The organism is Desulfocastanea catecholica (genome assembly GCF_054657295.1).
Genome location: NZ_BAAHYZ010000008.1, coordinates 23,432 through 45,017 on the forward strand (window position 1 = coordinate 23,432; position 21,586 = coordinate 45,017).

General features: G+C 55.5%; 20 protein-coding genes and 1 riboswitch. Of the genes, 15 read left to right on the forward strand and 5 right to left on the reverse strand.

Going from position 1 to position 21,586, the window contains the following annotated elements:
- The first annotated feature begins 19 nt into the window (after window positions 1–19).
- The 11 genes from ACYQ8U_RS09100 to ACYQ8U_RS09150 all read left to right on the forward strand — a co-directional run bounded on the left by ACYQ8U_RS09100 (window position 20) and on the right by ACYQ8U_RS09150 (window position 11,912).
- Window positions 20–1,348: a pyridoxal phosphate-dependent aminotransferase gene (locus ACYQ8U_RS09100; RefSeq protein WP_459945223.1), complete on the forward strand. Its 1,329-nt coding sequence runs from the start codon at window positions 20–22 to the stop codon at window positions 1,346–1,348.
- A gap of 27 nt (window positions 1,349–1,375) precedes the next feature.
- Entirely contained in the window at window positions 1,376–2,350 is a 975-nt protein-coding gene (locus tag ACYQ8U_RS09105) for a DctP family TRAP transporter solute-binding subunit (protein WP_459945224.1), read from the forward strand.
- Entirely contained in the window at window positions 2,347–2,862 is a 516-nt protein-coding gene (locus tag ACYQ8U_RS09110; RefSeq protein WP_459945225.1) for a TRAP transporter small permease, read from the forward strand. Before ACYQ8U_RS09105 ends, ACYQ8U_RS09110 begins: the two co-directional genes overlap by 4 nt.
- On the forward strand, window positions 2,859–4,163 hold the full coding sequence (locus ACYQ8U_RS09115) for a TRAP transporter large permease (protein WP_459945226.1): 1,305 nt from the start codon (window positions 2,859–2,861) through the stop codon (window positions 4,161–4,163). The genes ACYQ8U_RS09110 and ACYQ8U_RS09115 overlap by 4 nt, the downstream gene beginning before the upstream one ends.
- A 69-nt stretch (window positions 4,164–4,232) precedes the next feature.
- Entirely contained in the window at window positions 4,233–4,466 is a 234-nt protein-coding gene (locus ACYQ8U_RS09120; protein ID WP_459945227.1) for a CopG family transcriptional regulator, read from the forward strand.
- Window positions 4,453–4,710, forward strand: coding sequence for a type II toxin-antitoxin system RelE family toxin (locus tag ACYQ8U_RS09125; RefSeq protein WP_459945228.1), 258 nt, complete (start codon window positions 4,453–4,455; stop codon window positions 4,708–4,710). The genes ACYQ8U_RS09120 and ACYQ8U_RS09125 overlap by 14 nt, the downstream gene beginning before the upstream one ends.
- A 105-nt stretch (window positions 4,711–4,815) precedes the next feature.
- Window positions 4,816–5,004: riboswitch (cobalamin riboswitch) on the forward strand.
- Window positions 5,005–5,168: 164 nt separating this feature from the next.
- The gene (locus ACYQ8U_RS09130; RefSeq protein WP_459945229.1) at window positions 5,169–7,148 is read left to right on the forward strand and encodes a TonB-dependent receptor plug domain-containing protein; all 1,980 of its coding nucleotides are present in this window, start codon (window positions 5,169–5,171) and stop codon (window positions 7,146–7,148) included.
- A gap of 151 nt (window positions 7,149–7,299) precedes the next feature.
- A complete protein-coding gene (locus ACYQ8U_RS09135) occupies window positions 7,300–10,104 on the forward strand; it encodes a helical backbone metal receptor (RefSeq protein WP_459945230.1) in 2,805 nt (934 codons plus the stop codon).
- A complete protein-coding gene (locus tag ACYQ8U_RS09140; protein ID WP_459945231.1) occupies window positions 10,101–10,736 on the forward strand; it encodes a MotA/TolQ/ExbB proton channel family protein in 636 nt (211 codons plus the stop codon). Before ACYQ8U_RS09135 ends, ACYQ8U_RS09140 begins: the two co-directional genes overlap by 4 nt.
- A complete protein-coding gene (locus tag ACYQ8U_RS09145; protein WP_459945232.1) occupies window positions 10,737–11,192 on the forward strand; it encodes an ExbD/TolR family protein in 456 nt (151 codons plus the stop codon).
- Window positions 11,193–11,198: 6 nt separating this feature from the next.
- Window positions 11,199–11,912 carry an energy transducer TonB gene (locus tag ACYQ8U_RS09150; protein WP_459945233.1) on the forward strand — a complete coding sequence of 238 codons (714 nt, stop codon included), beginning with the start codon at window positions 11,199–11,201 and terminating at the stop codon, window positions 11,910–11,912.
- 29 nt (window positions 11,913–11,941) lie between these two features.
- On the opposite strand, the gene ACYQ8U_RS09155 is transcribed toward ACYQ8U_RS09150, so the two are convergent.
- From ACYQ8U_RS09155 to ACYQ8U_RS09170, 4 genes are all read right to left on the reverse strand, one after another.
- Window positions 11,942–12,901, reverse strand: a complete 960-nt coding sequence (locus tag ACYQ8U_RS09155) for an NADPH:quinone reductase (protein ID WP_459945234.1) — start codon at window positions 12,899–12,901, stop codon at window positions 11,942–11,944.
- Window positions 12,882–13,505: a glycerol-3-phosphate 1-O-acyltransferase PlsY gene (gene plsY, locus ACYQ8U_RS09160; RefSeq protein ID WP_459945235.1), complete on the reverse strand. Its 624-nt coding sequence runs from the start codon at window positions 13,503–13,505 to the stop codon at window positions 12,882–12,884. Before plsY ends, ACYQ8U_RS09155 begins: the two co-directional genes overlap by 20 nt.
- Entirely contained in the window at window positions 13,505–14,008 is a 504-nt protein-coding gene (locus tag ACYQ8U_RS09165) for a universal stress protein (RefSeq protein ID WP_459945236.1), read from the reverse strand. The genes plsY and ACYQ8U_RS09165 overlap by 1 nt, the downstream gene beginning before the upstream one ends.
- 79 nt (window positions 14,009–14,087) lie before the next feature.
- Window positions 14,088–16,664, reverse strand: coding sequence for a TRAP transporter permease (locus ACYQ8U_RS09170; RefSeq protein ID WP_459945237.1), 2,577 nt, complete (start codon window positions 16,662–16,664; stop codon window positions 14,088–14,090).
- A 464-nt stretch (window positions 16,665–17,128) separates the two neighbouring features.
- On the opposite strand from ACYQ8U_RS09170, the gene def reads away from it, so the two are divergent.
- The 4 genes from def to ACYQ8U_RS09190 are packed head-to-tail and all read left to right on the forward strand — an operon-like array spanning window position 17,129 to window position 20,265.
- Window positions 17,129–17,635, forward strand: coding sequence for a peptide deformylase (gene def, locus ACYQ8U_RS09175; RefSeq protein ID WP_459945238.1), 507 nt, complete (start codon window positions 17,129–17,131; stop codon window positions 17,633–17,635).
- A gap of 20 nt (window positions 17,636–17,655) precedes the next feature.
- The gene (fmt, locus tag ACYQ8U_RS09180; RefSeq protein ID WP_459945239.1) at window positions 17,656–18,609 is read left to right on the forward strand and encodes a methionyl-tRNA formyltransferase; all 954 of its coding nucleotides are present in this window, start codon (window positions 17,656–17,658) and stop codon (window positions 18,607–18,609) included.
- A gap of 16 nt (window positions 18,610–18,625) precedes the next feature.
- Window positions 18,626–19,813, forward strand: a complete 1,188-nt coding sequence (gene larC, locus ACYQ8U_RS09185) for a nickel pincer cofactor biosynthesis protein LarC (protein WP_459945240.1) — start codon at window positions 18,626–18,628, stop codon at window positions 19,811–19,813.
- Complete coding sequence (locus tag ACYQ8U_RS09190) at window positions 19,810–20,265, forward strand: phosphatidylglycerophosphatase A family protein (protein WP_459945241.1); 456 nt, start codon at window positions 19,810–19,812, stop codon at window positions 20,263–20,265. Before larC ends, ACYQ8U_RS09190 begins: the two co-directional genes overlap by 4 nt.
- 186 nt (window positions 20,266–20,451) lie before the next feature.
- On the opposite strand, the gene cydB is transcribed toward ACYQ8U_RS09190, so the two are convergent.
- Entirely contained in the window at window positions 20,452–21,585 is a 1,134-nt protein-coding gene (gene cydB / locus ACYQ8U_RS09195; protein ID WP_459945242.1) for a cytochrome d ubiquinol oxidase subunit II, read from the reverse strand.
- Window position 21,586: the final 1 nt, after the last annotated feature.

A 21,586-nucleotide genomic window follows, 5' to 3' on the forward strand; every position in this document is an offset into this window, starting at 1 on the left:
AACAACCTTTTGAACCGACATGAAAAATATACCGAACCGCTTACCCCCCGGCGTTGCAGTCAGCTGGACCCCCGAAGTTCATTTAAACCTCAATGTCCGCGGTTTGACCCCGTCACCAACCGTGGCGATCAACGAGCGGTCAAACGAGCTCATGGCCAATGGCCGGAAAATTTTCAAGATGGGTCTGGGGCAATCCCCGTTTCCCGTGCCGCAAATCGTCGTCGACGAACTGAAACTGCACGCCCATGAAAAGGATTACCTGGCTGTCCAGGGTCTGTATCAACTGCGTCAGGCGGTCTGCGAACACCATCAATACGCCTTGAATGTCGCCTGCACCCCGAAGAATGTTCTCATCGGCCCAGGCTCCAAGGAGCTGATGTTCATTCTTCAACTGGTCTATTATGGCGACCTGCTTATTCCGACTCCGGCCTGGGTATCCTATGCCCCGCAGGCCCAGATCATTGGCCGTCATATCCACTTCCTGCCGACAAAAGCGCAAAACGGCTGGCGATTGACAGGGGATCAGCTGGAGAGATTGTGCTGGAAAGACCCGAGCCGGCCAAGAATCCTTATCCTCAATTATCCGTCCAATCCGACCGGCATGACCTATTCCCTGGAGCAGCTCAAAGATCTTGCCGAAGTTGCCAGGAAATACAAAATTATCGTCCTGTCCGACGAAATCTACGGCAAATTGCACCATACCGGAAGCCATGAGTCGATCATGCAGTTTTATCCGGAGGGGACTATTTTCAGCAGCGGCCTCTCCAAATGGTGCGGCGCCGGCGGCTGGCGGCTGGGATTGTTCGTCTTTCCCGAACGCCTTACCTGGCTGCTCGAGGCGATGACCGCCGTGGCCAGTGAGACCTATACCTCGACCAGCGCGCCCATCCAGTATGCGGCTGTCAAGGCCTTTCAACAAAACGCCGACATCGACCGATACCTGGAACAGACCCGAAAAATTCTTGCCGCTCTCGGCAAACATCTGGCCGCCATGCTGCAGGCCGCCGACGTCGACGTGCTGGCGCCGGAGGGGGGATTTTATCTCTTCCCTAATTTCGAACCCTACAGGGCAAAACTACAGGCCCGAGGCATCACCGACAGCGTCGAATTCTGTGAACAATTACTCGAAGATACCGGAGTTGCTGTTTTACCGGGAGTCGTTTTCGGCCAACCGCTGGAAGAGTTGACCGTCCGCCTGGCCTATGTCAATTTCAACGGTACCGAGGTCCTCGATCAGGCTTTCAAATTGAAAGCCGATGAACCGGTTGACGAGCAATTTCTGCAACGCCACTGCCAGGAGCCGCTGACCGCCATTGCCCGGGTATGCGACTGGCTGAAAGCATTATAATCATCAACTCTCTTACAAGGAGGCCCCATGCGTATCCGCACAGCTTTTGTGGTTTTAGCTGCCTGTCTCGCTTTTTCTGCCGGCACGGCGCTTGCAAAAACAACCGTCAACATCGCCATCGTCGTCAACCCGACCTTCGTCCACACCCAGGCGGCCAACTGGTTCAAGGAAGAAGTTGAGACCAAGCTGCCGGGAAAATATGACATCGTCGTGCATCATTCCGGCGCTCTCGGTACTGAAACCCAGGTTCTGCAGCAGATTCAGCTTGGCACCACCCAGATGTCGGTCTGCACCACCGGGCCGATCGAAGCTTTTGTGCCGGAGATCAAAGCCCTGGAAATGCCTTTTCTCTTCCCCTCCTACCAGGCAGCCGATACCGTCCTCGACGGCCCGATAGGCCAGGATCTGGCTGGACGTCTGGCCAGTCAGGGTTTTACCATGCTGCATTTTCTCGATAACGGTTTTCGTAACGTTACCAATTCCAAGAAGCCGGTCAAAACACCGCAGGATCTGGCCGGTATGAAGATCCGCACCATGGAAGCCCCGACGCATCTGGCCATCTGGCGCGCCATCGGTGCTAATCCGACGCCCATGGCCTGGCCGATTTTTACCGCCCTGCAGCAGGGTGTCATCGACGGGCAGGAAAACCCGATCGCCGTCATCCATGCCGCCAAACTGATCGAAGCAGGGCAAAAATATCTGACCCTTTCCCGCCACGTCTATTCGGCGCTGGTCTTTATCGGCAACAAAGCCTTTATCGACGGCCTGCCCGAAGCGGACCGCAAGATATTTCTCGACGCCGCCCGCAATGCCTCGCTGCAGGGACGCTCGTTCATCCGCGACAATGAGGCCAAACAGCTGGCGGAACTGAAAGCCGCCGGCATGGTCATCGAAGAAGAGCCGGATCTCGCTGCTTTCCGGCAGGCCACGGCCCCGGTGCTTGCCGATCTGAGCGGGGAGGCGAAAAAAATTGTCGAACAGATTCAACAGGCGGTGCAGTGAACCAAGAAGAAATTAAGCAATCTCCCGCCGCTGCTCCGACCTTCGTCGAGAAGATCAGCGGCGGGGTCAACCGGGTGGTTGAGCTGCTCCTGGTGGGTACCGGGGCCGCCATCTGCCTGATTCTTTTTGCCCAGGTTATCTGGCGCTATCTCGGCTCATCGCTCGGCTGGTCGGAGGAAGTGAGCCGCCATCTGCTGGTGACCATTACCTTTCTCGGCAGCACCGCCGCCTATAAACGCGCCAATTTTATCGGCCTGCGTGGGATCGGCCAGTGGTTTGGACCGAACTGGGAACGGGCGATTCTTGTTATGCTGCAATTGCTGACGCTGACCTGTTTTGCCCTTCTTGCCTGGTTCGGGCTGCTGTATACGCTGAAGGCCTGGCACCACAGCACCGCTTCCCTGCAGATCCCCATGGCCGTGCCCTTTGCCGTTATTCCCCTGGCCATGACCATCCTCGTGCTGCATACCGCTGCCGATATTACCCGCACGGTGCGAGGACAGAATTCGTGATTGTCGCCCTCCTCTTTGGACTGCTGTTTCTGCTCATTGCGCTGGGCATGCCGATTGCCCTGTCTATCGGGGTGCCGGCCATCGGCCTGATCCTCACCCCCGGGGTCTTTCCGGCCACGGTACCGTTTGCCGCCCTGGGTCAGACCATTATTCAGCTGCTGTTTGCCGGGGTCGATTCCTTTGATCTTCTGGCGGTGCCGCTGTTCATGCTGGCCGGGGCGATCATGGAATCGGGCGGCATCTCCCGGCAGATTATCGATTTCTCCGACAGCCTGGTCGGCTGGATGCCCGGTGGCCTGGCCTGTGCCAGTATCGTCGCCTCGATGTTTTTTGCCGGCATCTCCGGTTCGGCGGCGGCGGATACCGCGGCCATCGGCGCGGTGGTCATTCCGGCCATGATCCGCCAGGGCTATCCTCCACCCTTTGCCGCGGCGGTGGTGGCGGCCGGTGGTGCCCTCGGGGTTATCATCCCGCCGTCGATTCCGATGGTTATTTTCGGCTTTCTGACCAATGTCTCCATCGCCAAACTGTTCATGGGCGGCATGATGATCGGCATCATTTTCGGCCTGATCCTCATGCTGACCGCGGCGGCAATCTCCTGGCGCATGGGCTACGGCAGCCGCCGAAGTTTTTCGTTTACCACGGTTGTCAAGGCCTTCCGTGACGCCTTCTGGGCGCTGTGGGCTCCGGTCATTGTTCTTGGCGGCATCCTTACCGGCATCGTCACCGTTACCGAAGCGGCGGCGCTGGCGGTCTTTTATGCGCTTTTTGTCAGCCTGGCGATCAACCGTGAACTGAAGTGGTCCGATCTGCCCGATCAGATTCTGCGCTCGCAGATCATCGCCGCGACCATCCTGTTGATCATTGCCATGGCCAAGGTTTTCACCTGGCTGGTGGCGATGAAACAGACCAGCCAACTGCTCGGTACAATGATGATGCAGCTGGGACTGCCGCCCTGGGGCCTGCTGCTGCTGGTGATGGCCGGCCTGCTTGTTGTCGGCTGTGTCATGGAAACCACCGCGGCCCTGATTCTGCTGGTACCGGTTCTTATTACCCTGACCGCGCAGCTGGGTGTCGATCCCACCCAGTTCGGCGTGCTCATTGTCACCAATCTGGCCATTGGCATGCTCACTCCGCCGATAGGCATCTGCCTCTTTGTCAGCTGCGGCATTTCCGGCTCGTCCCTGGCCGAGACATCCAGGGCCGTTCTGCCCTTTGTCCTGGCCGCCCTGTCAGTCCTGGTGCTGACCAGCCTCTGGCCGCCGCTCACCCTCTGGCTGCCGTCGATTTTCTATCCTTGAGATGTTTAAGGAAAATTGACACAATAACGTTACGACGTTATTGTGAAAGGACATCAAAGGAGGTGTCAAATGACCACACCAGCAAAAAGAGCAACCATCTATTTCGATCCTGTCCTTCATAAGGCCCTAAAATTAAAAGCCTTAGAGACGTCCCGATCAATCACGGACATCGTCAATGAAGCTGTGCGCAATGCTCTCTCGGAAGACGCGGAAGACTTTATCGCATTTGAAGAAAGGCAAGATGAGCCCTTAATCAGCTATGATCAGATGGTCAAAAGGTTGAAAAAAGATGGGGCAATATAAGATTTTCTTCAAAAAGTCGGTCGAAAAAGATTTTCAAGGCATTCCCAAATCTGATCTTCGACGAATTCTCTCAAAAATTGAACAACTTCAACACAATCCCCGTCCCGAAGGAAGCGAAAAACTCTCAGGCCAGGAACGATATAGAATTCGTCAAGGAAACTACCGCGTTGTCTACTCGATACAGGATAATGAGCTCACCGTTTGGGTTGTCAAAGTAGGTCATAGAAGAGAAATATATCGTTAAAAGATTGAGGCTTACTCGGCTAAAGAATTAAGAGAATGGTCTGGTTTGAGCCGGAGCAGACACTCCACCTTTGCCGGTTGACAGGAAAAGCAAAAGGCGGTAAACAAAGCCTATAAATTTTCAGGTTTCACGATAGTGAAAAAGAGGGAACCCGGTGTAAATCCGGGACGGGCCCGCCGCTGTAACCGGGGACGAACGTTGCAAAATGTCACTGTTTATTGTTTTATAAACGGGAAGGCGCAACAAGTAGGCTGAGCCGGAAGTCAGAAGACCTGCCTGAAAATCGGCGTGACTGTGATTGTCATGCCAGCCAGGAAATCTCCGTGGACAAGAGATCTCTATAGGCAATCTGTGGATAAACAAGGGCATCCCCGGATCAATTTTTTAATTGGTCCGGGGATTTTTTTTGCCGTTTTCTTTGCAATTCCCCCGGGCAAAACTGAACAGGAGGAACAATAATGAAAACGTCGTACCCCATTCTGCTCTGCCAGCTCTTCGCCGGAACCCTGGCTGGAGCCGGCCTCGCCGCAGAAAGCATGCCGCCTGACATGATGGAGACAATCGTTGTCACCGCCGGCCGCTCGTCGGAGAGCATAAAAGATGTCAGCAGCCATATCACCGTTATCGACCAGGAGGAGCTGCAGCAATCGACCAGCCGCAATGTCGGTGACCTGCTCGCCGAAAAAGGTCTCGGTCATATCCAGAAATACCCCGGTAATCTCACCTCCGTCGGCATCCGGGGCTTTCGCAGCGACACGCACGGCAACGACCTGCAGGGTCATGTGCTCATCCTCCTCGATGGCCGTCGAGCAGGGACCGGTAATGTCGCCAAACTGCTCACCAAAAACGTCGAGCGGCTGGAAATTATCCGTGGTCCGGGCGCGGTACAATACGGCTCGGCGGGAATGGGCGGCGTGGTGAACATCATCACCCGGCAGGGGCAGAATAATTCCGCCTTTATCGAAACCGGTGTCGGCTCTTATGGCGCCGCTGAAGGCAGTATCGGCGGCACGATCAAGGAGAAGGGTTTTGACTTTGCCGCTTCTTTCACCTATGGCACGAGGGATGACTACGATACCGGCAGCGGCCAGCGCTACGACAATACCGGCATTGACTATGAAACCGGCCTCAGCGCCAATACCGGCTACTCATTTTCCGACCATCACCGCATAGGCATTATCGTCACCAGCTTCAAGACGGACGAGGCCGGTTATCCCGACTATTTCAGCGCCGTGGATCTTGACGACAGCACCAACAAAGAGAACTACTCGGTAGACACCAACTACACCGGGGGATCGAAGAGTGGACAATATCAATGGATGACCCGCTATTTCTTCGGCCAGGATGAAAACAGCTGGCTGGAGCCGACTGCGTCCGATCCCACTGGATGGGACAGCGGCATGGTCTCATCGAATACCACCGATCAGCAGGGCGCCCAGGCCCAGTTGACCGGCACATTCGACAAGACAACGCTCACCGGCGGCTTCGACTGGCTCGACTACGAGGTGGAAAACAGCTGGACACCGCGAGAAACCAGTTACACCAACCCGGCTGTCTTCCTGCTCGGCAAAATCACCTTCCTCGAGGAGCAGCTGGCAGCCAATGTCGGTCTGCGCTATGACTGGTACAACGTCGAGGTCAGTGAACCGGTCGGCAGGGATGAGGACCAGACCAGGCTGACGCCGAAAATCGGCCTGGCCTGGACGGTCATGGAGGGAGTAAAGCTCAGGGCGCAGTATGCCGAGGGCTTTATGATGCCGTCGGCCGATCAGCTGGCCGCCGATTTTACCAGTTTCGGCACAAGGGTGGTGGGCAACGGTGCTCTTGATGCCGAAAAAAGCACCACCTATGAAGGGGGGATTGATTTCAGCCGTAACGGCCTGAGCACCGGACTGACCTGGTTCTCGACCGATTTCAAGGACAAAATCACCACCCTTTACCTCGCCGACGGCACACAAAGCTGGGAGAATATCGGCGAAGCGATCATCTCCGGCCTGGAAACCGAACTGAGTTATGATCTCGGTGTTCCTCTCAACTGGGACTGGGAATTGCGCCCCTATATCAATCTGACCTACTTGACCAAATACGAAGACGAAGAGACCGGCGACGACCTGCAGTACATCAGCGACACCACCCTTGCCGGCGGCATCGTCACCAGCAATGGGGCAGGCACTTTCTGCCGTCTGAACGTCACCTATACCGGCAGCCAGGATGTGCAGGACTGGCAATCCGGCAGCTACCCGGCCCAGGTCGTTCAACTGGACAGTGTCACCGTCGCCGACCTCACCGCTGCCTACCGTTTTCTTGAAACGGAGCATTACGGCACGTTTACCGTCCGGGGCGAAATAACCAATCTTTTCGATGAAGACTACGCCTATGTCAAAGGCTACCCGATGCCCGGCCGCGGTTTCTTTGTCAACCTGCGCTGGGATTATTAGTGCCTTTTCTGCAGAAAGCCTGCCATAACAACAAGAAAAATGGAGAGACATTTGAAATCAGGAACTCAAAGTAACCACCAAGGCACTTATCCCGGCTTATTTTCCGTTTACCGGGGTTGATAAAATGGTTAGTACAGGAGCGAAAAAGCAGATGAAACGACTTCCTTTTATCCTCATATTCTTATTGCTGCTGCAGCCTGTCGAGCTGTTATCCGGGCAGTGGCCGGTTACCTTTACCGATTCGTCGGGGACGCAAATCACCCTCGACACGGTCCCCCGGCGGGTGGTCTCGCTCGTGCCGTCGATCACCGAAATAGTCCTCGGCTTAGGCGGAGCTGACGCGTTGGTCGGCATTACCTCTCATTCTTTGCTGCCGCCCAAAACGGCGGACAAGGAGATCATCGGCGGTTTTTTCCGTCCTGATCTCGACCGGGTGGCGGGGCTGCAGCCGGATGTGATTTTTTATGCCGATCTGCACGAAGAGCAGGTCACCCGTTTCCGGGATAAAGCCATTCTTATTCGCCTCACACCGCGCACCATTGCCGAAAGTTTCGAGCAGATCCGGCTCCTTGGCCGCATTTTTAACAAGGAGGCCAAGGGTGCTGCGATCATCACCGAACAGCAACGACAGCTGGAGGTCATCGCCCTGAAGGTAGCGAAAATTCCTGCGGCAGAGCGGCAGCGTGTCATTCGTCTTATGGGCGACGAGCCGTTTATGGTCCCGGGCGACGACTCGTTCCAGAATGAATACATCCGCGCGGCGGGCGGCATTGCCCCGAAGTTTGGGGCAAACGGCAACAGTATACCGATCACGCTCGCCCAGTGGCAACAATTCAATGCGCAGGTCATTTACGGCTGCGGCAGTCCTGACCAGGCCTTAGCCGCTTTGCAGCAGCCGGGCTGGCGCGATGTTGATGCGGTGCGGCATAACCGTGTGCTCTTTTTTCCATGCGAGCTCACCTGCCGACTGGCCGGTCAGAGCGGGACCCTGGTCTCCGCACTGTCTTCGGGTATCTATAGCAATTCGTTCAGCAGCAGTGACAATTATGTTCTGAACGAGGAGGTCGTCGCCCGACAATCGCTGCACCTCGACCTTGACTACCTGCGGCAGGCGGAAATCATCACCAGCAATATGAAAGATTTTCACAATAAAACCCTGGCCCTTTCTTTCAAAGCGCCGATGCGGGTGGTCTCCACCCTGGAAGGTCAGAAAGAGGGCATCCTCACCGTCGCCAATCATTATTTTCCACCTCCGTCCTGGGGCCTTGATCAGGGCCAGGGATTAGCCGAGCTGCGCAAGTCGACCAGTCACATACTTGGTTTGGCCCCAGATACCACGGCAATGCTCTTTACCGGCGCGGATATGGACAACCTGGCGGTGGTGAGAAAATCCTTTCGGGATATGGAGGTGGTCGCTCTGGTCACCGCCGGGGTGGAGGGCAACAGTGTCCGCATGGGCAGCGACACCGGCAGCTACTACGAACCCGGCGAAATTAAAAAAACCGATAAACCGGGGACCATCAATATCCTTCTTTTAACCAATATGCAGCTCTCGCCCAGGGCCATGACCCGGGCGATAATCAGCAGTACCGAGGCAAAATCGGCCGCCCTGCAGGATCTGGATATCCGCTCCAGCTACACCTCGCCGCACCATGCAGCCACCGGCACCGGCACTGACAATATCATCGTCGTGGAGGGGAGCGGTCCGGCAATCGATGCGACCGGCGGCCATACCAAGATGGGCGAGCTCATCGGCCGCGCCGTCTATGACGGGGTGCAGGAGGCCATTGCCCGGCAGAATGGGCTGACCGCCAAGCGCTCCATTTTCAAGCGATTAGAAGAAAGAAAAATTGATCTCTCCGCAGTCTGTCAAGGGGATCCGCGACTGCGATCCGATGTCGAACAGCTGCTGCTGCAGCCGCGCTATAGTTCCCTTCTCGCGGCGGCGCTGGCGATAAGTGACGATTATGAACGGGGTCTGGTCAGCGATCTGACAAGTTTTGATGACTGGTGCGGGACTTTGCTGCCGGGCGGCCAACCGACTGCAGGGGCAGCCTTGCCGGCTGTGGCAACATCGCCCGACTCCGCCGCCAAAGAGCTGCCGCTGGTGATCCGTAAGGCTCTGGCGGTTGTCCTGGGCGCGGCTCAACCGGCGACACCCGCCACCAAGCCACCCGAGCGGATCATCTCCCTCGGTCCGACAAACACGGAAAATGTCTATCTTATAGGGGCGGAAGATCGACTGGTGGCCAATACCAGCTACTGCATTCGTCCGGAAGCGGCGAAGACGAAGGAGAAAATCGGTTCGGTCATGCAGATATCCATCGAGAAGATCCTCAGCCTGCAGCCCGATCTGGTGCTGGCAACCGATCTCTCCCCGCCGCAGCAGCTGGAGAAACTGCGCAACCTCGGCCTTAACGTTGTCCAGTTTCATCAGGCAACGTCCTTTGACGACATCTGTACCCAGTTCATCACCCTGGGTCGCCTGCTTGGTCTCGAACAACGCGCGCACACCATAGTCAGCGAGGCCCGGGCCAAAGTGGCAGCTATTACCAGGGATGTCTCGGGTCTGCCCATTGAGAAGGTCTTCCTGCAGATCGGCAGCCAGCCGCTGGTCGGCGCCTTGCCAAACACCTTCACCGATGACTTTATCGCGCTGAGCGGCGGTGTGAATATCATTGATGACCAACCGTCCGGCACAACCAATTATGAAAAGGTGCTGGCCGAGAATCCCGATACCATCATCATCGCCATTATGGGTAATGAGACCGGCCTTGCCGGCAAAGAGCTGGAACGCTGGCGGGACATCCCGGTCATCAAGGCGGTGCGCGACGGCCGGGTGCATATCATCGATCCGGACCTGGTCTGCAGTCCCTCCCCGGCCACCTTTGCCGAAGCCCTGGCGATCATTTCCCGCCTCATCCATCCAGACCTTAACCAGCGAGCACGACAATGATGCTGTATAAAATTTTACAAAACGGCGGCCCGATCATCTGGCCGCTCCTCGCCTGTTCCCTCATCGTCCTCACCGTTATTCTGGAAAGGATGATGTTCTGGTTTTCTCTGGAACGCCGGCGAAATCGTCCGTTGATGGATGAGATTCTTGCCCTGGCCGAAGAGAGTGAATGGGAGAAGATCAGAACCAAGACAGCCGGATGCAAAGATCACGTCATTCGATTGCTGATCGTCGGCATTCTGCACCGGGACTATGATATGGGCCGGGCAATGGAGGCGGAGGCCAATCTGAGCGTACAGCACATGCAGCGCTTCATGCCGGTTCTCGACACGATGATAACCGTGGCGCCCTTACTTGGCATCTTCGGCACGGTTTTGGGCATTATCAGCTCTTTTGAAATGCTTGGCGCCGCCTCGATTGCCGATCCGAAACTGGTTACTTCGGGGATCGCCCAGGCCCTGATCACCACCGCCGCCGGGCTGGGAATTGCCATTGTTGCCGTCATCCCCTATAACTATTTTAATAGCCGTATCACCAGGGCCATGCATGTGATGGAGAAATACGCCACCAGTCTGGAAGTCGTCTTCAACAAAAATGCCAAGATAAATAAAGCGAACGCATATGAAAATTAAATGAAAATCACGCGATATAACACCCGGCCTGCCCGTATCGAGATGCTGCCGCTGATCGATATCGTCTTCCTCCTGCTGGTCTTTTTCATTTATGCGATGCTGTCCATGACGGTGCATCAGGGCATGCAGCTCGACCTGCCGGAATCCTCCCAGGCGACAAAGACCGAGGAGACACCGCTTACCCTTGCTCTTCGCAGATCGGTGTCACCATCGGCGCTGGACACGGCGTTGGAGTCGGAGTTAGAACCAGCACTGGAGATTTTCCTCAATAAAACGCCGATCAGCCTGGCCGAGCTGCATGAACATTTACCGGGAACGGATGAACAAGGTGGGCCTGCACAGGAGATTCTCGTCTTTGCCGAAGAAAATGTTTCCTACCAACAGCTTTTTCAGGTACTTGACGAGCTGAAACGAGCCGGGATGACAAAGATTTCCCTGCAGGCAAACCCGGAGTAAGGCGTTATGTCGAGGTTGTTCCTTGCCTTTTTCCTGGCACTTTCGCTTCATCTGCTGCTCAGTGTGCTGCCATGGCCACAGGGTAAGCCTCCGATTATGCAGCCTGCCGACAATCGGTCGATCACGGTCAATCTGAGCCAGGCCAGTGCCGTGGTCAAAAAAAGCAGTCCACCGCAAATGATGACACCGACGCCAATCATCCCTGGCAGTGCTGTCCCTGTCGTGAAACCGGTACAGCAGATTCCCCAAAAAAAGACTCCGGAACGGCTTCAGTCACGAACCAAAAAAAGAGTCATGTCACAAAAGGCAGCCGCCCCGCCCACACCCAGCGCTGTCGCCACCACAACACCGACCAGGGCCGCAGCAGCTCCGCCGGCAGCCCAGGCAACGACCAAGGAAAGGCCCCAGGCAAGGCCCGAAGTAACGCCAGGCCCATCACCGTCGATCATTAAGGCCAGACCTCTCTATGACCAGAACCCGAAACCAGTCTACCCGGCTCTTGCCCGGCGGCGCGGCTGGCAGGGTGTCGTTATTCTCGCGGTCATGGTCTTAGCGGATGGCTCCCCCGGGCAACTGGCAATTCATACCAGCAGCGGCCACGAACTGCTTGATAAAACCGCCTTGCAGACAGTGAAAGACTGGCACTTTCTTCCCGGGACAAAAAACAATATTGCCGCACCGATGGAAGTACTGGTGCCGGTGCGGTTCGTACTGCAATAAAAAAGCGGCTCTTTATTCGGCAACCAGCCTTATGGAATAAGGACGATTTTCCCGCAATTGCCGTCATTCATGACCAGCTGATGGGCCAGGGGCGCATCCTCCAGGGCCATCTCGCGGCTGACGGTGGGCAGCAGGACACCGCGCTCCATGGCGGCAATCAAGGCGGTATGCGTGGCAACAGTTTCTTCGTGGGTGGCGTTAAAAACCGCCAGGCCGCGGATGTCCGTCTCCTTGCCCATGGTCAGGCGGGGATCAATCTCGATGGGCCCCCTGCTGCCGATAACCACCACCTTGCCGCGCGGCGCGAGCAGCTGCAGATCTTTGGCCAGATTTTTATTGGCCAGCATCTCCAGAATAACATCAAAGCCCTCGCCCGAGGTTGCGCTGAGAAGTGCCTCGGAGTAGCCCTCCTGGTTATGATTGACGGCCACTGCGCCCAGCTCCTGCACCAACGTACAGCCCTGGGCAGTTCCGGCCGTACCGAAAACGACCATCCCGGCGTCCCTGGCCAGTTGTACCGCCGCCTGGCCAACCGAGCCGCTCGCCCCGTGAATAAGGACGCGCTCGCCCGCTTTGGCTCGGCCACGGATAAACAGGGCCCGCCACGCTGTCGCCGCAGGCACTCCGATGGCCGCCCCTTGCGCAAAGGAGATATTGTCCGGCAGCCGGAAGACCTGATCGGTTCGGCAGAGGGCCATTTCAGCATATGCGCCGCTGATGGTCGCCGCACTGTACACCCGGTCACCGAGCTGCCACTGACTGACATCCGGGCCGCGGGAGCTGATTATTCCGGCAACATTGCCGCCGGGCGTATAGGGTACATCGGGGAGCTTCGGATAGATTCCGGCCCGAATATAGGTCTCGACCGGATTGACGCCGATGGCCATGACCTGCACGACCACTTCGCCAATGCCTGCGGCAGGAGCTGGTTTTTCTACCAGTTCCATCACCTCGGGATCGCCAAACTGTTTAACCTCGATGACCTTCATGGCTTTTCTCCTTATCTTTCTTCCAGCTTTTTTCCTGCCCGCGCACCAGCCTGCTGATATTCTCGTGATGTTTCAGCCAGATGAGCAGCGCCACGCCGGCTGCGGCAACAATGGTCGTGTTCGATGCCCCGAGCAGGTAACACCACAGGGGAATAAGGGCGGAGGCAAGAAGCGAGCCGGCGGAGACAAAGCCGGTGAGGGCGACGGTCAATACAAAAACCACCAGGCTGAGCGCTATTGCCGGAGGCGAGAGAAAGAGAAACACCCCCAGCCCGGTGGCGACCCCTTTGCCGCCGCGAAATTTCAGGTAGACGGGGAACATATGGCCGACTACCGCCATCACCCCGGTGAGAACGACGAGCAGTTCCTTTGTCGCCGATTCCGGCAGAAAAAGCGTTGCAGCATACATCGGCAGCAAACCTTTCAGGCAATCGCAGACCAGGGTAACAAAGCCAAGTTTTTTACCGAGCACCCTGTTGACATTGGTCGCCCCGATGTTGCGACTGCCCTGGGTGCGTACGTCAACGCCGACCATCTTGCTGATGACCAGACCAAAAGGGATTGCCCCCACCAAATAGCCAATTACCGGAAAAATAATGTTCATCAATCCTCTTCTTTGCCCCTGTGCCGGTCTAATTTTTTACGTAGTTTTGCGGCAATATCATCATCACGATAGGAAATTATCGTCGCCGGGCATTTGCGAAACATCTTCTCCGCCACCGAGCCGGTAAAAATATGGCTGATATCGGTGGTTTTCACGCCCATAACCACCGCATCGATATCTCGATCGACGACCAGTTTCAACAACTCACCGGCTGGATCACCAATACAAAAGGTATAGCTGACCTTTTCATCCGGCAGCGTCAGACTGCTCAGCATTTTTTCCAACTCCTCCAGGCGCTCATTTTTCAGGGTTTCCATATAATGGCTGATATCCACCTTGTAGCCGAAGGAGGTAATCTTGTCAACGGCGTCAAGATTACGCTGATTGATGACGTTGACGACGACAAGTTCAGCCCCGGTCGCCTGGGCGAGATCGGCGGCATAGGTGAGAATGCCCTTGGAATATTTAGAAAAAGCGATTGGCACCAGTATTTTTTTTATCATGACATACTCCAGAGAGTGAATAACTCCATTTGGTAGTTGACCGCATGAGCTGCTGTAACCAGCTGCCTTAATGCGCTGCTTAATGCGCTGCCTTGCGGATTCGTCCGCGCTGCACGAATATGATGAGGCCGAGCAGAACGAACGCCGGCAGAAACATATATTCCTTGTTCGGCCGGTCGGTCGGCATCTGGATGCTGAGAATCTCCTGGTCAAAATCGATATTCGCCCTTTCCGCGGGACTGGAGAATCCAACCATGTCAATAAAAACCCTTCCGTCTTCCTCCCGCGTCTCGATACCAAGGCCTGCCAGCTTTTCCGCACCGGTTGGTTCATTTCCCACCGGCAGCATGACCGTCATGGTATACTCTGCTCCAGTCATTTTTTCGCCCTTGACCTCCAAACGGAGCTGCGATCCCCCAGCCAGTTCATCGAGGATCTGCACCAGCTCGACAGGCGGTCTATCAATCAGCGGCGGATACACCCTGTCCCAGAAATAACCCGGTCTGAAAAGGGTAAAGGCAACCAGCAGCAAGGCGAAGGTCTCCCACCAGCGATTTTTGGTCAGAAACCATCTCTGCGTAGCAGCGGCAAAAACCATCATTGCCACAACCGCACCAACAACGACAATTGTCAGGTGCAGCCAGCTGCCGATGCCGATCATCAGCAGCTCGGTATTGAAGATAAAAATAAACGGCAAAATCGCTGTGCGGATATCATAGGTAAAACCCTGAATACCGGTGCGTATCGGATCCCCGCCGGAAATCCCCGCCGCGGCAAAGGCCGCAAGACCGACCGGCGGCGTATCGTCGGCCAGGATACCGAAATAGAAGACAAAGAGATGCACGGCAATGAGCGGCACGATAAGACCGTTCTGGGCGCCGAGGCTGACGATAACCGGGGCCATCAGGGTGGAAACGACGATATAATTGGCCGTGGTCGGCAACCCCATGCCGAGGATGAGACTGATAAAGGCGGTAAAGAGCAGAATCAGCATGAGATTCCCGCCGGAAATAAATTCGACAAACTCGGTCATGACCAGGCCGATGCCGGTCAGGGTCACCGTGCCGACGACAATACCGGCGGCAGCCGTTGCCACGCCGATACCGATCATGTTTCTCCCACCGGCAACCATGCCGGTGACCATTTCTCCCCAGCCCCGGCCAAAGCTATAGTCTTGCCCCTGCATCTTACGCAAAAAACCCTTCAGGGGATGCTGCGTCAAAACGATAAAGATAAGCAGCACGGTCGCCCAGAAGGCCGAAAGAGCCGGAGACAATCGTTCAACGATCAGACACCACATCAGTACGACAATGGGCAGGAGGTAATAGTATCCGGCCTGCGCCGTGGAACCCAGATCGGGAAGCTCCTTTATTTCCGTGGTAATCTCCAGATCAGGCACCTTGCAGGCGAGAAAGATCAGCACGAAATAGGCAAGCAGCAGCAGCGCACAGACAAACCACATGGCATAGTCCCCGGCCATCGTCTTAATCCACCCGAGACCGTAATATGTCAGGCCGCCGATAATTATCAGGCTGAGCACAACAAAGACAAACGTCACCAGGCTCTGCATCACGGTCTTGGTTGTTTTTCTTTTCGGCAACCCTTTCAGGCCCATTTTACATGCTTCCAGATGGACAATATAGACCAGGGCTATATAGGAGATAATTGCCGGCAGAAAGGCATGTTTAATGACCTCGAGGTAGGAGATGCCGACATATTCAACCATAAGAAAGGCGGCGGCGCCCATTACCGGCGGGGTCAACTGGCCATTGGTTGACGAGGCGACCTCGACGGCGCCGGCTTTTTCCGCGGAAAAACCAACTTTTTTCATCAGCGGAATGGTAAAGGTTCCGGTGGTGACCACGTTGGCAATGGAAGAACCGGAGACCAGCCCGGTCATGGCCGAGGAGATAACCGCCGCCTTGGCCGGACCGCCGCGCATATGGCCAAGGCCGGCAAAAGCCGTGCGGATGAAATAGTTGCCGGCCCCCGCCGCGTCGAGAAGCGAGCCGAACAGCACAAACATAAACACCATGCCGGTCGACACCCCGAGGGCGACCCCGAAAACCCCCTCGGTGGTCAGCCAGTAGTGCGACATCCCCTTCACCAGGCTTGCCCCCTGGTGGGCGATAACCGACGGCATATAGGCACCGGCAAAGGTATAGATGATAAAAATGGCGGCAACGACCATCAGCGGCGGGCCAAGGGCCCTGCGTGTCGCTTCGAGAAGAAAAATGAGCCCGGCCACGGAAACAACCAGATCGAGAGTCGTTGGTCTGCCCGGTCGGGCAGACAGTTCCGTATAAAATACATAAATATAGGCTGCACAAGACGCGGCGACGAAGGCGATGATCCAGTCCTGGATCGGGATATGCCTCCTCGGCGAAGTCTTGAAGGTCGGGAAGGCGGTGTAGGCCAGAAACAGGGCAAAGGCCAGATGAATGGCCCGCGCCTCGGTATCATTAATGACGAAAAAATTCAGCATAAAAGGCAGCGGGGAGGCATACCAGAGCTGAAAAATGGTCCAGGCCAGGGGGACAAAGAAGAGGACATTGCGCGAGATTGTGCCCTGGGGTTGTCGACCGCCGGTATCCACTTCGGCGACGATATCTTCTACTTTTTCATTGGCTACCGGATTCTCTGTTGCATGAGTCATATCAAAGAGTCCTCCTTGTCGTCTATGGGGCATTAGTCTATCTTGGGAAGTAGGCAGGTGATAACACTTTAATTAATATGTCAAATCATTACAAGTGATAAAACCTTGTGTTTAATGCACCATTTACAAGACAGGCTACTTGATACGGGAGATGTACTGCCCGATGACAAAAAGATTCCCTGTCGTTAAAAGCCTGCTTCGCATTTACCGCCGGTATGCTTATCTTTGTAAGCGTAGGAGGCTGTCGGGTTATAGCAATTTTTTCTCAGATCAAGGCATTTTCGAAAATTAAGCACAGCCATATAGTTAATATTGCGAGCATTAATTTTCGAAAATAACAAAGAGATGGGGGAAAAGTGCATAATCCGACAGCCTCCGTAGCAGAAACGAGGCTGCTATGGTACATTGTCCAAAGCAGGGAAAGGCCCTGAATACTGATCACGTTATAAGAGAAAGACACCACAATGAGCATCCAAAAAATTTATCAATATCCCGAATCGGTTCTACGCCGGCAAACACAAAAGATCGACACCTTTGACAGCAGCCTGGCAGCCCTGGTCGAAGACATGGCCGAAACCATGTACGATGCCCCGGGCATAGGGCTTGCCGCCCCGCAGATCGGCAGATCCGTCAAACTGATCGTCGTTGACATGTCCAAGGATAAAGAGGGTGAAAAGAAGTACATGCCCATGATCAATCCGGAAATCGTCGCCCATGAAGGTAGCCAGATCGATGAGGAAGGCTGCCTGAGCGTCCCGGAACTGACGGCCAACGTGAAAAGACATCTGAAGATCACTGTCGCCTATCAGGATTTACAGGGACAGGCCCACGAAATTTCGACCCAGGATCGTTTTGCCGTCGTCCTGCAGCATGAAATCGACCATTTAAACGGGATTCTTTTCATTGATCACCTCAGCCCCTTAAAGCGCGGTCTTTACAAAAAGAAAGTAAAGAAGTGGCTGGAAAAATAACAGCGATAACAGGAGCGAAGATGTCGTTACAACCGCTACGCATTATTTTTATGGGAACCCCTGATTTTGCCGCGGCGACACTCCAGGCGCTGATTGATGGTCCCGATGAGGTGGTCGCCGTGGTTACCCAGCCGGACCGGGCCAAAGGCAGGGGAAAAAAACTGACGCCTCCGCCGGTGAAAGTGCTGGCCGAAGCGGCGGATATCCCCGTCCTGCAGCCGACAAAGATCAAGACGGAAGAATTCCGCAACGGGCTGCTCACCTATCGGCCGAACCTGTTCGTCGTCTGCGCCTACGGCAGAATTCTACCGCAATCGCTGCTCGACCTCGCCCCGTTAGGCTGCATTAATGTGCACGGATCGCTTCTCCCTTTGTATCGCGGCGCCGCACCGATCCAATGGGCTATAATCAACGGTGAGCAGGAGACCGGCGTGACGATCATCCAGATGAATGCGGGCATGGATACCGGTGACATCCTGCTCAAGACGGCAATAAAAATAGAGCCGGGCGAAACCGCCGGCAGTCTCTTTGCCAGACTGGCGGAGCTCGGCAGCGTCACGCTGTTAAAGGCGATCAAGGGACTGAAGGAAGAAACGCTTATCCCCGTCCCCCAGGACGACAGTCTGGCCACGGTTGGCCCGATGCTGAAAAAAGACGATGGGCTGATCGACTGGCAGAAAGACGCCAAAGAGATTGAATGCCTCATCCGCGGTCTTGACCCCTGGCCCACCGCCTTCTGCTTTCTTGATGGCGGACGCTTACGCCTCTTTGGCCCGGAGGTGGTGTACAAGGAAAGCGATGCCCCGCCGGGAACGGTTCTGCAGGCCGACAAGCGGGGGATCCTCGTCGCCTGCGGCAATAATTGCCTGCTGATAAAAGAGATTCAGCCGCAAGGCAAAAAACGCATGTCGGTGGAGTCCTTTCTCTGCGGCCATCCAATAGCTGCTGGTACACTTCTCCTGCAAAATAACTGAGTTATCAAAGGCAAACGTGACACAACCACCTTCCGCCAGAATAGCGTATCTGGACTGCTTTTCCGGCGTCAGCGGGGATATGCTGCTCGGCGCCCTGCTCCATGCCGGCCTTGATCGTCAGCTGCTGACCAGGGAGCTCGGCAAACTCCACCTTGACGATCTTCAGTTCGACATCGAGGAAAAGAGTATCAATGCCATCAGCAGCATCAAGGTAACCATCAGCAGCAATGGCCGGCAGGAGCTGCGCACCCTGCCGGCCATTCTGCACCTCCTTCAGACGAGTGAACTCGAGCCGGCGATAAGAGATCGGGCAGCCGACGTTTTCCAGTCTTTGGCCCGAGCCGAGGCCAAGGTGCACAATGTGCCAATCGACAAAGTACATTTTCACGAGGTCGGCGCCCTCGACACCATCGTCGATATCGTCGGCACCATCACCGGTTTGCACTACCTCGGCATCAGCCGACTGTTCTGCTCTTTTCTGCCCACCGGTCACGGCTTTGTCAAATGCGCCCACGGCCTGCTGCCGCTGCCCGCGCCCGCAGTCTGTGAACTGCTGCAGGGGATTCCCACCTATGGCGTCGATCTGCAGCAGGAGCTGGTCACCCCGACCGGTGCGGCGCTTATTGCAACGCTTGTCGACGGTTTCGGCCCCCTGCCGCCGATGACTCCCACGGCCACCGGCTATGGCGCCGGCAGCCACGTGTTGACCAACGGCCAGCCCAATCTGCTGCGCATCATCATCGGCAAGGCCATCGACGCCAGCGAACATCAGGTAGTCGAGGTCATTGAAAGCAATCTTGACGACTGGAGCCCGGAAGGCTTTCCCTACCTATCCGAACTGCTCTTTGACCAGGGTGCGCTCGACGTGACCATCGCCCCGATCCACATGAAAAAGGGCCGGCCGGGTTTTGCCCTGCAGGTGATAAGTCCCCCGGCCTGTGCCGATCGGCTGAAAGATATCATTCTTTCGGAAACAACCGCCATTGGCCTGCGTTTCAGAAAGGAGTCGCGACGCACCCTGCCGCGTCAACAGGTAACAGTGCCGACCAGATGGGGCGAGGTGAAGGCCAAAATGGTGCAGACCCCGGCGGGGATGACCATCTATCCGGAATACGAAGAATGCCGAAAAATTGCTGTCCGGCACAAGGTACCGCTGCAGCAGGTCTACAATGAGATACGCAGCGACAAGGCGAAGATACGATGAATCACGTGATCATGGCCCTGGCCACCGGCCTGTATGTCGGCAAGATAGGCAAAGCTCCGGGCACCTGGGGTTCGATCGCGGCCTTTTTGCCCTGGCTGTTGATCAAGGACATGTCCCTGCCAAGCTACCTCCTGGTCCTTGTTGCACTGTTTGTCGTCGGTTTTTTTGTCTCGGGTTCGGCCGAGAAAATCCTCAATAGTCCGGATTCCGGCTGTATCGTCATCGATGAAATACTCGGCATGTTCATTACCCTGACCACGGCACCGGCGCATCCCGCCGCCTGGTTGCTCGGCTTTGTCCTGTTTCGCATCTTCGATATCTTCAAACCCTTCCCGGTCTCCTGGTTCGATCAGCGCATTCATGGCGGCATTGGCATCATGATGGATGACGTCGTCGCCGGGCTGTACGCCCTGCTGTTCCTGCAGTTCATCTGGTGGATATTCGTCGCGTAACACCCGAAAACAACAAAGCCCGACCGAAAGCGGCTGCTTACGGTCGGGCTTACAGTTACAACGAAACGTGCAGCTATATCACAGGTTATTCGTCTTAACGAGAACCGCGACCGCCACCTTGTACGAAACAACAATCAGGGCAACCCAGCCAATTAGTAATACTGCAGCCATAGTATTCTCCTTTTCTTAGTATGCTTTTTTATCACTGATATCCAGCATACCGATTTTCTTTGAATCCATCTGCCGCCACACATAGGCAATATACGCAAGCACGACCGGAATGAACAAGGCGACGTAACACATCGCCGTCAGGGTGTAGTGGCTTGACGAGGCGTTATAAATGGTCAGGCTCGATTGCAGATCGACCTTGGACGGATAAAATGAGGTTCCGTTAAAGCCTGCAGTGAAAAAAACCGCCAGGCCGACGAAGACGGTCCCCAGGCCGCCGAACCAGATGCCGGTGGTCGATCTGGCAAGACTGGTCCGGGTCACCCCGAGAATTACCAGGAACAGGCCAACCAGCAGCAGGCCAAGTACTATCGGCATGGCCAGCAGGTTGTTGAGGTATTTATGCGCTTCCATACTGACGACGCCGGCGGCATCGGTGGCAAAACCATCGACCAGCACCAGACTGACCACCACATAGAGCAAGAAAGGCAGGGCGCAGAGGAAATTGATCAGACACGACCGTCGCACTCGTGCCTCAAATTCAGGAACCCCGTTGAAATCGACATTACTCACCAGATACATCGCCCCGAGTACCCGGGCATTAAAGACCAGAAAAAAACCTAAAGAGAGATTAAAGAGAGAAAAAGCCGCCTCCACCCCTCTGAGCGGATGGGTCCATGTCACCTGGTTAAAATCATTCAAGGTAAAATTGGAGCCGGTGAAAAAGGTGCCGACCGCCGCCCCGACCAAGAGGATGCCGACGGAGCCATTGATGAAGAGAAACAGCTCAAAGGTCTTGGCACCAAGGAAATTGTTCGGTTTTGTCCGAAATTCATAGCTGACCGCCTGGACGATGAAGGTGAACAGGATGAGCATCCACACCCAGTACGCGCCGCCGAAACTCGTGGCGTAAAATTTCGGGAAAGCGGCAAAAAGGGCCCCGCCGAAAAGAACCAGGGTCGTGAAGGTCAGCTCCCATTTTCTGCCGAGGGAATTAATAACAAGGGATTTCTCCCGGTCACTTTTCGCCACCTGCCAGAGCAGGGTCTGCCCGCCCTGCACAAAGTTCAGGAAAAGAAACAGGGCCCCGACGATCGAACAGATGATCCACCAGATCTGCTGCAGGGTGACAATATCTAATTTTCCAATCATG